This window comes from Candidatus Cardinium hertigii (assembly GCF_003788695.1).
Genome location: NZ_RARA01000011.1, coordinates 4,428 through 18,061 on the forward strand (window position 1 = coordinate 4,428; position 13,634 = coordinate 18,061).

Annotated in this window: 10 protein-coding genes, 1 tRNA gene and 1 pseudogene (1 of these 12 only partly in view); 5 read left to right on the top strand and 7 right to left on the bottom strand. The window is 36.0% G+C overall.

The genetic code is table 11. From position 1 onward, the window contains the following. Positions 1-300 (top strand): annotated as a pseudogene (locus EDM02_RS00365) (transposase) (its annotated part extends 242 nt beyond the left edge of the window); the annotation flags it as partial. A 490-nt stretch (positions 301-790) separates the two neighbouring features. On the opposite strand, the gene gyrB reads toward EDM02_RS00365, so the two are convergent. The 3 genes from gyrB to EDM02_RS00380 form a co-directional block, all read right to left on the bottom strand. Beyond that, on the bottom strand, positions 791-2,743 hold the full coding sequence (gyrB, locus tag EDM02_RS00370) for a DNA topoisomerase (ATP-hydrolyzing) subunit B (RefSeq protein WP_123662180.1): 1,953 nt from the start codon (positions 2,741-2,743) through the stop codon (positions 791-793). Positions 2,744-2,867: 124 nt separating this feature from the next. Next, a complete protein-coding gene (locus EDM02_RS00375) occupies positions 2,868-3,344 on the bottom strand; it encodes a Smr/MutS family protein (RefSeq protein ID WP_184891046.1) in 477 nt (158 codons plus the stop codon). Positions 3,345-3,361: 17 nt separating this feature from the next. Beyond that, on the bottom strand, positions 3,362-3,748 hold the full coding sequence (locus tag EDM02_RS00380) for a DUF4296 domain-containing protein (RefSeq protein WP_123662183.1): 387 nt from the start codon (positions 3,746-3,748) through the stop codon (positions 3,362-3,364). A 206-nt stretch (positions 3,749-3,954) separates the two neighbouring features. Between EDM02_RS00380 and EDM02_RS00385 the strand changes: the two genes are divergently transcribed. The 4 genes from EDM02_RS00385 to EDM02_RS00400 all read left to right on the top strand — a co-directional run bounded on the left by EDM02_RS00385 (position 3,955) and on the right by EDM02_RS00400 (position 6,895). Next, positions 3,955-4,854: a DUF3822 family protein gene (locus EDM02_RS00385; RefSeq protein ID WP_123662184.1), complete on the top strand. Its 900-nt coding sequence runs from the start codon at positions 3,955-3,957 to the stop codon at positions 4,852-4,854. Between the two features lie 31 nt (positions 4,855-4,885). After that, on the top strand, positions 4,886-5,554 hold the full coding sequence (gene tsaB / locus EDM02_RS00390) for a tRNA (adenosine(37)-N6)-threonylcarbamoyltransferase complex dimerization subunit type 1 TsaB (RefSeq protein WP_184891048.1): 669 nt from the start codon (positions 4,886-4,888) through the stop codon (positions 5,552-5,554). A 148-nt stretch (positions 5,555-5,702) separates the two neighbouring features. Beyond that, positions 5,703-6,434, top strand: a complete 732-nt coding sequence (locus EDM02_RS00395) for an outer membrane beta-barrel protein (RefSeq protein WP_123662186.1) — start codon at positions 5,703-5,705, stop codon at positions 6,432-6,434. 389 nt (positions 6,435-6,823) lie between these two features. Then, a tRNA-Glu gene (locus tag EDM02_RS00400) sits at positions 6,824-6,895 on the top strand. Between the two features lie 491 nt (positions 6,896-7,386). On the opposite strand, the gene EDM02_RS00405 is transcribed toward EDM02_RS00400, so the two are convergent. The 4 genes from EDM02_RS00405 to EDM02_RS05585 form a co-directional block, all read right to left on the bottom strand. After that, a complete protein-coding gene (locus EDM02_RS00405; RefSeq protein ID WP_123662187.1) occupies positions 7,387-9,147 on the bottom strand; it encodes a hypothetical protein in 1,761 nt (586 codons plus the stop codon). 89 nt (positions 9,148-9,236) lie between these two features. Beyond that, the gene (gene clpX / locus EDM02_RS00410) at positions 9,237-10,415 is read right to left on the bottom strand and encodes an ATP-dependent Clp protease ATP-binding subunit ClpX (protein WP_260214910.1); all 1,179 of its coding nucleotides are present in this window, start codon (positions 10,413-10,415) and stop codon (positions 9,237-9,239) included. 9 nt (positions 10,416-10,424) lie between these two features. Beyond that, positions 10,425-11,900, bottom strand: coding sequence for a hypothetical protein (locus EDM02_RS00415; RefSeq protein WP_123662189.1), 1,476 nt, complete (start codon positions 11,898-11,900; stop codon positions 10,425-10,427). 774 nt (positions 11,901-12,674) lie between these two features. Then, a partial coding sequence (locus EDM02_RS05585; protein ID WP_184891050.1) for an SET domain-containing protein occupies positions 12,675-13,634 on the bottom strand: 960 nt, incomplete at its 5' end.

The window sequence follows — 13,634 nt, forward strand, 5'->3', positions numbered from 1 at the left end:
GCAGATAAGGGCTATAGCGGCTCACCTAATGAAACATTATTAAAGAAAAAAAAGTTAAAATCAGCTATTCAGAAGAAGGCTACTAAGCATAATCCTTTATCAGCTACCGCTAAGCGGTTTAATAAATTAGTAGCCAAGACTCGTTATAAGGTAGAACGTGTATTTGGTAGTATAAAAAGTTGGTTCCGCAGTTCGGGAGCCCGCTATATAGGTATTGATAAAATGCATACACAACATCTTATGGAAGCAATAGCTTATAACTTATACAGGTCCCCAAATATCATTTTAAGAGGTTGCTAGGGGAATGGTCTATCCAAAATGAACTAAAAGCATCTAAAAATCAATAAATAATGAGATTCTTACTGCCATAACCCCAAAAATGGCAAAAAATAATACTGGAAAAATAGAAAAAATTATACTGTCGGCCTGTTGCAACGGCCTCGCTTTGTTCACCAGCGCTTGATTTTTTTTGGCTACTTTTTTTGATCAAGCAAAAAAAGTATGCTTTAAAAGAAGTAGTTTTAAAAAAAATGGATAAAATCATCAATATATTTGCCTCCTAATATTTGCTTCCTAATATTTGCCAATAATTGGGATCATTGGGGTGCGGTAATGTTATAGCAAATGGAACTCGTACAATTTTTTTACAATTTTTTATAAAACATTTTTTAAAATGATGCTATCATGAATAATTATACATATACCCATTTAACGAAATGGTTACTAGTNNGGAAAAATAGAAAAAATTATACTGTCGGCCTGTTGCAACGGCCTCCTAACCCCATTAAATTTAAATATCCAATTTAGCATACTTAGCATAACGCGTTATAAATTCCTTGCGAGGAGGTACTTCATCGCCCATTAACATAGAAAAGAGATGTTCTGCAGCAACTGCAGAAGCTATATTTACCTGTTTGAGATTGCGACGGGTTGGATCCATAGTAGTATCCCATAATTGTATTTCATTCATTTCACCCAAGCCTTTATAACGTTGTATATATACTGCATCTATCTTTCCATCTTTGGCACTAAATTTCGCTATACTTTGCTCTTTCTCTGCCTCTGTCCAACAATACTGTTCTGCTTTATCGCGCTTGACCAGATAAAGTGGGGGGGAAGCAATATAAAGATGCCCTTTGTCTATAATATCGCGCATGTAACGGAAAAAAAAAGTTAAAATCAGGGTGCGAATATGGCTACCATCTACATCTGCATCTGTCATAATCACAATTTTATGGTAACGTAATTTCTCTAAATTCATGGCTTGATCCCCTCCATCTGTACCCATCGCTACGCCTAATGCAGTGATCATGTTCCTAATCTGTTCATTATCATATATTTTATATAGTTGGGCCTTTTCTACATTCAAAATCTTTCCTTTTAAAGGAAGAATGGCTTGGAATCTTCTGTTCCTACCCATTTTAGCCGTACCACCAGCCGAATCACCCTCAACTAGGAAGAGTTCACAAAGCATAGGGTTATTTTCGGAACAGTCAGCTAGTTTACCAGGCAGACTGTGGCCTATTAAGACATTTTTACGCTGGATCATTTCACGCGCTTTTCGGGCAGCTTGGCGGGCTTGGGCCGCTATGATAACTTTAGCAATAATAAGTTTTGCTTCTTTGGGATGCTCTTCTAAGTAATAGTGTAATACTTCTGATACACAGGTTTCAACAGCTCCTTGTACCTCTGTATTCCCTAATTTGCTTTTCGTTTGTCCTTCAAATTGAGGCTCTGCTACCTTTACAGAGATTACAGCGGTGAGGCCCTCCCGAAAGTCATCTCCTACAATCTCTATTTTGGCTTTTTCTAATAAATCAGATTTATCAGCATAACTTTTTAAAATACGGGTTAAAGCTCTTTTAAATCCCGTTACGTGCATACCTCCTTCAGTAGTATGTATGTTATTGACATAGGAAACTACTGTTTCGCAATAACCTGTATTGTAAGTCATAGCAATCTGTACTACTACATTATTTTTTTCTCCCTCTACCAGAATAGGAGCGGGTAAAATAGATTCTTTGGTGCTATCTAGATAGGAAACAAACTCGCGGAGTCCATCTGTAGAATAAAAGATTTGTTGGAAAGGATTCCCTTCTTCATCTCGCTCACGCAGATCCGTTAGGGTCATATGTAACCCTACATTGAGATAAGCTAGTTCTTGTAGCCTATTGATAATGGTATGTAGGTTGTAAACCGTAGTGGTAAAAATAGAACTATCTGGTGTAAAATGGATAGTAGTGCCCCGTAAGTCTGTAGTGCCTACTTCTTGAACGGGGTAGAGCGGAACGCCTTTTGCATATGCTTGTTTAAATATCTTTCCCTCTCGGTATATCGTAGCTTCTAAGTACGTGGACAATGCGTTTACGCAGGAAACACCTACACCATGCAAGCCTCCAGAAATTTTATAGGTATTTTTATCAAATTTTCCGCCTGCATGCAATACGGTCATTACGATCTCTAGGGCTGATTTCTGCTCTTGTTGATGTATGCCAGTAGGAATCCCACGCCCATTATCTTTTACGGTAATCGCATTGTCCTCATGGATGGTAATTTCGATACTCGTGCAATAACCTGCTAGAGATTCGTCAATAGCGTTATCTACTACTTCCCAAACAAGATGATGTAGCCCTTTTATCCCTACTTCTCCAATATACATGGCAGGCCGTTTGCGGACGGCCTCTAACCCCTCCAGGATCTGGATATTATCTGCTGAATAATCGTCATCAATAGGTGGAAGCATTTTATTAAGAAAAGGTTAAAAAAAGGTGCAGTTATATACAAAGATAGTATATACGTTATATACAAAGATATATACAAAGATAAGAGGTTTAATTGAAAGTAGTGCTATAACCATACAAATGCGCTTATAACTCTACTACTGTTATGCCAGCCATACAGCGTATAGGGCTTTGCTCTATTACCTTTTTTACCAAAGGATGTTTGTGCAAATAGCTGCGTACAGCACTACGCAAAATTCCTTTTCCCTGCCCATGGATGATTGATAATGAACTATAGCCCAATAACAACGCATGATCCAGAAACTTATCTAATGCAAAAAGTGCTTGCGCACTATTGAAACCATGGAGATCCAGTATGGGATCCATTTTTGCAGATGCGGTTGGTTTAACAAAATGATTGGGTTTGATATTTTTTTTTTGAATAACGACGGAAGTAGGAGAACTTTCCACTATTTCTACTATTTCTACCGCTTGCAACGGTAGATCAAAAAACAGTGTACCAATAGCAACCAATACTTTACGCCGACTTATGCGTACAACTTGACCTATGTTAGCGTGATTTTTAACGCGTATATAGCTACCAATCGTAAGGGTGGATTTCATGCATATCATGTATAAAATTAGGTGGGCGGCAAGAGTTCTTCTAAAGCAGAATAGACTTTTTTATAGATACTGAGCGCTCTTTCCACCGAATCTGTTAAATAATACTTTGTACTTTCCTTGAAAGATGCTCCATCCACTTCATATAATGCTAATATTTTTTGATAGTTTTGATTGCGTAAGGCTTCCATGGTTTCCTTAGAAAAATCCTGATCTATGATCCAACTATTTAACAGTTCCATATCTCTTATGATATGTACGAATATCGTATCGTTGATTATAATAGGGGCAGGAGGAGGAGGAGCAGGAGGAGGTAGGGGGGGCGTTGCGGAGGGTGGTTGAGTTACCAAAAATGATAATACTAATGATAATACGAAGGTTAAAAGCGTTCTGGTAGTTTTTTTCATGTTATCCTAAACAAGCAAATAATAATAGCAAATATAAATAAAAACATTCGTCTCGTGTAAATATAGGGAAACATCCCTATATTTGTCGAGGCGATAAGAGGGATATGGACTAAAAATAATTTAGATTTATAGGTGGGCGTTTCGCCTAGTCATAACATTACAGCAAGCACACGGTAAGATATTACGGAGGCCATCAAAGATTGATTATGGAAGTGTTCCCAAAAAAGATTCTTTCTGTTGTTCATGCAAACAAATTCAACCTTGATAAAAGTATCAACTACCATTTGTCTATCAATATAGGACATGGTTTGATAAAAGTATGTTGTATAGAATATACTACACAAGCGTGTTTACTACTGGGTGTATACGCATTACCACTTGACAAAAACCATCCAAGTTATATTAATAGTTTGGAAAAATTGTATAATGAATATTTTTTTTTGATTAAAAAAAATTGGTGTTCCGTTACTTTATCTATTTCAAATCAAAAGTTTACCCTTTTACCCCATTTGCTGTTGAGTAAAAATGATTTGTCTATCTATATGCACGTAGCTTGTGGTGTAGATCCCAATGATGAAGTCACTTCTTTTACACATGCCCTTGCTAAAGTGTCCGTGGTATTTTCAGAAAATGCTGCTGTGCTCAATTGGTTTAGAAAACGTTACAGCGATACCAATTTCCATATTATCCATCAAACCAATGCTATTATAGAAGGTCTTCAAGTAGAATGCACCCCTCTACATAAAACAGAACTATTTGTCTGGTTAGAGGAACGCCATTTGCACATAGTGGTACATAACAAAAGAAAATTACTGTATTGTAACATTTTTGCTTATGAAACTTGTGATGATTTTTTAAGTTATCTATCCGCCATCATCCAGATTATGCAATTAGAGCGTACTTCCTGTGAGTTACTGGTAGGTGGATTAATTAGCAAAAATTCTTTAGCCTATCGCCAGTTAAAGACTTATGTACCACGAACTACCTTAAAAACCAAGATTAATTTCTTACATTCGAATATGCATATTTTTAGAGAAAGTGGCACTTCGCCTATGTTGTATTTTGATCTAATAAGCAGTTTTCTTTGCCATCCCCATAGTAAATAGTAAGGAATGCAAATAAATGCTCCGATACGATATGTCTCTTATTTTAAGCATTGAAACAGCCACAGCTACTTGTTCAGTTGCGTTGCATAATGCAGGTAAACTTGTTGCCCATACTGCATTATTAACCAATCGTTCGCATGCAGAATACTTGATGGTAATCATAGAAGATATATTAAAAATCAGCAAACATGATCGAAAGGAGCTATCCGCTATAGCCATTTCTAGCGGCCCTGGTTCTTATACCGGGTTACGTATTGGCACAGCAGTGGGAAAAGGCCTGTGCTATGGATTAGGCATTCCACTTATTGCAGTTCCTACATTAGAAGCCATGGCAAATGGCATGCGTCCCTTTACCGATGCAGATACCCTACTCTGTCCAGCTATTGATGCAAGGCGAACCGCTATTTATACCCTTATAGCTGATCAAAGAGGCCATATTAAAAAGGCAACTCATATAGCCTTATTGGATAGTGAAACATACATAAAATCGCTTCCTGACCAAAAATTACTTTTCTTTGGAGAAGATGCTATAAAATGCAAACACTTCTTTATGAACCATAAAAATATCCATTTTATAGAAGGTGTATGTCCTTCTGCCATACCCATAGGTCCATTGGCTTTTGCTAAATTTCAACAACAATTGTGGGAAGAGATGGCTACTTATGAACCATGTTATATAAGCCAATTTCAAGAAAAATAAAGGAATAGATGATTTTATTTGTTTTTATCAAAAACTACCCTTAATATTGTTCCTATCAGAATCATTTGGTCAAGCGACTGGACTGTAGACAAGTCCGTCTGTTTTATCAAAACAAAAGAGTTAACACACACAATTTTTTATAATTAATATGAAAGGAATAAGAAAAACTTTAGTTGCAAGCGTTTTGGCTTACTCTACGGCATTACATGCGCAAGCGGAAGTAAATCCGTTTAGTGCGGGTATAAAGGCAGGCGGTAGCATATCACCTGTTTGGCAGAAAACTGATGAGGCTAAATTCAACACGAATAAAGTAGAGAGCCCATTTTTTGATATACCATGGTTCACTGCTTCTCTTTATGCAGAATATGCATTTACAGATTATATAGGTATAGGGGGGGAGGCTGGTTATATGAAGCAAGGAGGTACTTTGAACGAAGTGTCTACTACTGCTAGTTCATCTTCATCCAGTAGTATAGCTTATCATGGGATTTTTGTGCCACTTTCTCTTTACGTTTACCCAATGGGCCGAGAAGAAGAGGAAGGAATTCTTAAAGTATATACTGGTATCAATGGATTTTACTCATTCAATGAAGGGATATCGGAAAAGGATAAGGAGGCATCTCTTACCCAAGAACAAAAAAATGAAATAATTAAATTTGATGTCGGTGGGCATTTGGGATTGGCTTATGAATTTCCTATTGGAGTTTCTGTTGATCTTAGGGGTGGCTTGGGCTTTATAAATAAGTTTGATACAAAATCAAATGCTGATCAAAAAGTATTTAAGAATGTTTCTGATTTAAAAAGTATGAAATCAGCCTTTATTAATTTAAACGTAGGTTATAATATTGTCTCTTTATTTGCTGATAGCGGTCAAGCTTAGTTTTTTTGCGTAACTGATGTTACGCAAACGGTAGGTAATTCACAAAAGCACTTTTATTTGTATCCATTCATCAAGTATGGTTTAAATAATATGGTGTAGTTCGTCTTTTAAAAATAAAAAATGCACTGGTGGAAAAAATAGTTAAAAATTCAGCTTTCAGATTGATTTTTTAGCTGTTTTTTTCACCAGTGCATGATTTTTTTGATTGCTTTTTCTTGAAAAAAAGCAATCAAAAAAATAAGCCTATTCATTAAAAATAATTTCTAATAGGGTGAACTTACCTAGTTGCTACTATGTTACGTGCGCTTGACCCTTGCGCGCCTTGCCAGCTTCCCAAATCCTTACACAATCTTAAGCATTCGTCCATTATTATTTAAGTATTTAGGAATGGCCCGTTCGTCTAGGGGTTAGGACGTCAGGTTTTCATCCTGGAAACAGGGGTTCGATTCCCCTACGGGCTACGTATTGTGGTGTATCCGTTCAGTGGTGTGACCTATGCGTATCCGTGTTCGTCAATTAGAAATAGTGGAATAATGCAATATTATAAAAAAATGCGCCTTGAAAAAACTGTGGAAAGAAAAGAAAGAAAAAAATAAAAGAAAATCAGCCTGTCTGAGCCTACTCTTCGTCTTTGAAAAGCTGGCTATGTTCCGCTTCGGGATTCAGCGTACTCACATAGTAAGTACTATGCTGCGTGCGCTTCACCCTCGCGCGCCTTGCCAGCTTTCCAAATCCATTGAGTAACCGTAGGAGCGAGATTTGATTTTCGGTTTTTTTTCTTTCTTTTTAGCAGTTTTTTCATCAGCGCTTGATTTTTTTTGGCTACTTTTTTTGATCAAGCAAAAAAAGTAGCTTTAAAAAAAGTAGTTTTTTTTAAAATGAATAAAATCAGCAATATTTTNNTTGATAAGATGTATGACATCATAGATCCCAAAATGCGGATATTATCTGTTCAAAACCTTACTATCCATTGTATACCTATGCTATGTACGGTTCTTAAAGGCATAATCCTTTTTTCTACTTCTTCCATCCTAATGACCCTCCTAAATAGATGCTTAAGTTTATATTGTATATTCCAAGACATCCAATGCAGTAATTTCCAGCGTGCTGAACCCATAAAAGCCATACCAGTACCGTAGTAAGATTTAAATTTGTTATCGCTAAACATGGAATTAGGCTCATAGAAATAAAGTCGAGTGATAAAATTTTCAGTTTGAAAGTAATGTATTTGCAAGTCAAATTGTAAATTTTCTTGACGCTTCCATTGCTGCGTACTAGATAGACTGTAGCCATGGTTTGTATGCCCCAAAAGCATGCAGTTTGTATACTGTATGGCTATATTGGTTTTCCAAGTATTGGTAATTTTGTAGCTTGCATGGAGCTTAAATTTGTTTTGGTTTGCTTTGCTAATTTTCGTTGTATTTTCTTCTATTATATTTTGATGCATGTTATGATCCCTCACAGTTCTATGAACAAACTGTAGCATATATTGCGTTCTACGATCCAATGCATAATTAATGTGGATCAATAATCTATGCCCTTTATCTTTCTCCTCCAATTCTGGTTCAGCTTTCTCTAATTCCGGTTTAGCTTGTGCGTTAATAAAATAGTGACCAGTTGCTGCTATTTCCAAGCCATGTAAAGGATGAAACTGAATACCTGTATACAATCCTTTTTCCTGCGCATTACTTCGGGCGTATCCTGTAAAGGCTTTCCCATAGGGATTGTAAAAGCCTGTTCCATAACGGTATAATGCGGCCATAAACGCTATATCATCAGTAAGGCTCACTTTGATTCCTTTAATAAAAGCAGTGGTATAGTGTTTTATACAAGGAAAAGTAATCCCCCACTCCCCAAATAGCACTGCTCTTTTCCATAGTAAACGATAAAATAAACTAGTCGCTAGGGCGTTTTGTCCATGAAATGTATAGAAGATATGCAATGCTTCTTCTGGTATAATAGGAATGTTATAACGATGAGACAGTAGATTGATGCCTATTGCTGATTCATTAGTACTGTATTGCTTTAGAATAGTACATCCTATTACTTGTTCTTGTATAGTACCCCTATTTTTCAGCTTATTAATGGTGTCATATTTACCTGTACGATTGATCCAGTTGGTATACGGTCTATTGTCTTCGTTCCATTTTATTTGAGCATCTAAATTATTTATTGCCAAAAATCCTGTCCATTCAATAGTGCCTAAGATAGATGTAAGCGCTACACCGCGTAAACCAACCCGTTTAATGCCTGTATAGGGCGTAATTCCAATATCATTACGGATGATGGATAGGACATCAGTGCCCATGAAACGACTGTCATTACTACCCAACAACAACCCTTGTCCATATCCAATTTGATAATCACCTATTATGAGATGTTTAAAATATTTCTTATGCTCTATGGATAGAAAGGTAGACCATAAGTTAAAACCGTAACGGCCTGTAACAGGATGCCAACAGAAGGACTCTCCTGCTTGTTTTCTAGCCGTAAGGCCAAATGCCTGGTTATGGTGTTGTAAGGAAAATTGCATAGCATATTGATCCAAATTACCAACAAATGGGGGATCTAAGCTTGGAACACACGCTTGAAAGGGCGTTTCATACTGTAAACAGCAATTGTAGCTGCTTAATGGGTTCCCATAAGTTGCTAACTGGCACCATGCAAGGAAAAATAACCCAAACAAGATATCATACTCCGGATAAGTGCGCATGTTTTGGGCAATTTACCATCTTGAACAATTGATAGTGCTGAATTTTAACTGTATTGTACAACAGCAATTGGGTACTGCTGCGTCTAACCTTAGCAGGGTGGCCATGTTTTATTGAGTTGCGCTTCTACGTAAGGTTTATCAATAACCCATTTTTTCTTTTTAATGCCTAAAGAAGGTGCCATATACATGGCTTCACTCATAACGGCTTCACAAATAGAACGCAAACCTCTAGCGCCTAACTTTAATGACATAGCCTTTTCTGCCATACAACTGAGTGCTTCTTCTGTAAAGGTAAGCTCAAGGTTAGATAGTTGAAAAAGTTTAATATACTGTTTAATTAAAGCATTTTCAGTTTTCGTAAGTACGTGAAGCATATCTGTTTTGTTCAGAGGATCAAGGCTTTTTATAATCGGAAGGCGGCCTATTAATTCAGGGATAAAACCATAAGCTTGTAAATCTGCTGGAGAGATATAGGTAAGCAAATCTCGTTGTAATACGTCCGTTCCCATACGATTCTGAATGAGAGGAGCAATACCATCAAAAGCACCACCACAAATAAATAAAATATTTTCTGTATTTATATAAACGGGTCCTTTACTCTTCTTTTGGCTACTTGGTCGAGCATTTACAATAGAGCCCTCTAATAATTTCAGTAGGGAACGTTGTACGCCTTTACCTGTGATATCATGAGCCGTACTAGATTGGCCAAATACATCTTGTTTTTTACATGCGATCTTATCGATTTCATCAATATAAACAATACCCTTTTCCGTAGCTTTAACATCATAATTGGCAGCTTGTAGCAAACAACTAATTATATGTTCTGCATCCTCGCCAACGTAACCTACTTCGGTTAAAGAAGTGGCATCCACAATGCAAAAAGGCACATCTAGTAATTGGGCTAAGGCGTTAGCCAAATGGGTCTTACCTGTACCCGTTTCGCCGATTAACAGCACATTAGATTTTTCAATTACTACCCCATTAGTTACGTTTGTTGGCTGACTTATACGTTTATAATGATTATAAGCTGCAACAGATAAGGTCTTTTTTACCGCCTCTTGCCCAATTACATATTTATCCAAATGCTCTTTAATCTCTTCTGGTGTTAGCCGATCAACCCGCACCGGTTGTTTAGAACGCTTCTGTTTTTGCCAACTATTGTGTACCATAGGAGGATAACCTTCAATAGTATCTTGGCATGTACAAGCGCATACCAAAGTAAAAAGAAATGTAATATAAATACAATTTCTAAAAGATCTTTTTATCACCTATAATAACTATCCATTGCCTTTCATGACTTCCATTGCCTCTTCTTCTTCTCCATATATATTTTCTATTTCTTCTTCTTCTCCATACATATTTTCTTTTTCATTATTTTCTTCATTATCTAGGTTAGCTACACCTGCTAACATTTCCCCCTCTGTTTGGTTTAATTTTCTTTTTTTTCCTCTTGGAACAGGTGGCTTTGCGAGATTTTTCTTAAAAGCATTTAATTTAGCAGTAGGCACATATTTCCCATTTTCTTCCTTAAAAAATAGTTGATAAAATAACTCCTTAAAATTTTGAACAGCTTTTTTATCTGACTTATGTAATCTGCGAAAGATATCTCGTAACTTTACGCTATGTTCCTCAAAAGCCTTTAATTTAGCAGTAGGCACATATTTCTCATTTGCTTTTTCAAATAGTTCATTAAATAAATCCTTAAAAGTTTGAGCAGCACTGCTACCTGAACCAATCAATACACTGGAGATATCTTTTACCTCTATCTGCCTTTCCTGAAAAGCATTTAATTGAGCACTAGGTATATATGCCCCATCTTTTCCCTTAACAAATAGTGTGTTAAATAACTTCTCAAAAGCTTTAGCACCATCATCCTCGTTGTTCCTAGTGTTCCCGCTACCTGCACCACGTAACATAGAGGAGAAATTTGTAAACTCTACCTTATTTTGCTTAAAAGCCTTTAATTCAGCAGTAGGCAGATATTTCCCATCTTTTTCTTTAACTAGTTTATCCAAAAACTTCTCAAAAACTTTAGCAGCGCTTTTACCTGAATTTTGTAATATAGTAGAGATATTACTGAGCCTAAATTTAGGATTATAATCCTTAAGAGCCCGCAATTTTTCTGACAAAACATATTTATTTGGTGCATCTTCTTTAAACAACAGCTTAAATAATGCTATAAATTGATTAACACCCTCCGCACCTGAAGTACCCAATATAGCAGAAATATTTGTTAAGGCTATCGTACGTTTGTTTTTTTCCAATGCATTTAGTTTGCTTGTTTTAACAAATGTAATACTTGTTTTATTCCGCTTGATTGTACACAATTCATCAGCCAATTTCTTGAAATTCTCAAATGCATTTGTATCAGAGTAGCGTAATATGTTCTTAAAAAAAGAACACAAAGAGGCCCGGGATTTTGGCTCTTTAAATAGATAGGCTAGAACGGCTATACTATCCTCACTTTTTTCTTCTCTTATAGCATTTATAAAATCGTTATGATTTTTTTGATTGTTTTTGTTTTGACATATCATTCTTATAAAGTCGATGTCATCCTTAAGATTTGCCGGAGAAGAACACCCGGGCTTAATTTTTCCACTACTATCCATACTATTAAAAATAGTATCTACATAGTCTATATCCTCTTTATATATAGAATATTCATTAGCTTGTGCAGGTGATTGTCCAGCAAGCCATATAAACGCAATAAAAAAGCAAAGTAGCTTAAGGTATCTAAAAGTATAACGTGACATAAAAAGGTATCTAAAAAAAGTATAATGCGACATAATAAATAAAAAATTAAAATAATAAATATGTATAAATTAACGTGAATGCGGGGTTAACAATCACCTGGCCATTATACAAAAATCAAACATATTGTTTACAAGCCTACCACTCACGTTGAAAGTCCCAATTTATACAAAAAATTTATAATTGCAAAAAATTATGACTTAAAAAAACATAAAATAGGGAGAAAGGAAGTAAACAGTTAGCGAAAAACCAAGTATCGGGGCAAAAAGAAATATTAGGCTTTTATTTATCTGAAAGTGCAAAAGCCAACTTCTGGGTATCCGTTCAGCCGTGTGACCTATGCGTATTTTTTCATGTTCGTATTTAGAAAGAAATAGTGCAATAAGGATACGTATAAACCGCACCACTGAACTGGTACCTAAAAGGGCTCTTTATCAGTATCCGTTCACTTGCATAGCAGCAATGTTTTTATTTTAATTATTTGTCACTTTTTTGCTTGATCAAAAAAGTAACCAAAAAAATCAAGCGCTGATGAACAAAGGTGTTAAAATTTCAGTCTGAAAGCTGAAAATCAGAACTCGCTCAGGCCTACAGCCTTGGGCTCAAACAAGCTGATTTTCTACTACCTTTCAGACTGAAATTTTCTAGTCACACCTTTGTTCAAGGCGCGTTTTTTATGATTTTGCATTATTGTACTATTTCTTCTAATTCTAATTAGTACTAACACGGACGCATAGGCCACATCTCTGAACGGATACCTTTATCACCTATAATAACTATCCATTGCCTTCCATGACTTCCATTGCCTCTTCTTCTTCATATATATTTTCTATTTCTTCTTCTTCATACATATTTTCTTTTTCATTATTTTCTTCCTCATCTAGGTTAGCTACACCTGCTAACATTTCCTCCTCTTTTTGTTCTTCTGACGCTTCTGATATGCGCTCTATTGATGCTCCTGGACGTTCGCCTATATTACCCTTATCTTTCTGTTTAGATTTAACGCTTTTATTATTTTGTTTTGCTGCTGGAGCAGCAACTGTTTCGTTTAATTTTCTTTTTTTTCCTTTTGGTATTGGTTCTGTAACAGAACTATTTAAAACACTGTTATCTATAGTTATAGCTGTTACTACCCTATCTGCATCGGTTAATACGTTATCATGCACTTCAAAGATATTATCACTGGTTTGCATTAATTTTTTATACACATCCCGATAATTATACTTCAGAAATTTTATAAAAGGTAAAGCCAATGGCTTTTTGTTTAAGTCCATATATTGGCTATAGATGGGCGCATCATGGGTAGCAAGATCGCAATAATTGCTTTTATTTTCTTCCCAGTAGTCGCGACCATAATCAAATAATAATTGTGCGTCTTTTTCAATAAGTTTATCCGTATAAAAAACAATAAAAGGAACACCATTATTGTAACGCACTTGGGATACGGATACATTGGCTAGACGTGTCTCCTGATTAAGGAGGCCATGTGTAGTGGACGCATTAATCTTAAGCAAAGCATTACCTCTACAGTAACCACTTAAACACAACACATCAGAACCTAAGTCAATATTAAAGGCATAGGAATCTAGCTTATTAAAACCACCACACCGCTGCTTTTGAAGACATTCTATTTCGGACTGCAAATCTAGGCTTATTTTTCTTTCATCTTCATCTAAGGATAATAATATGCCTGTATAGATACCCAATATAGTATTGGGCAGAATGGGTTTCGTTGC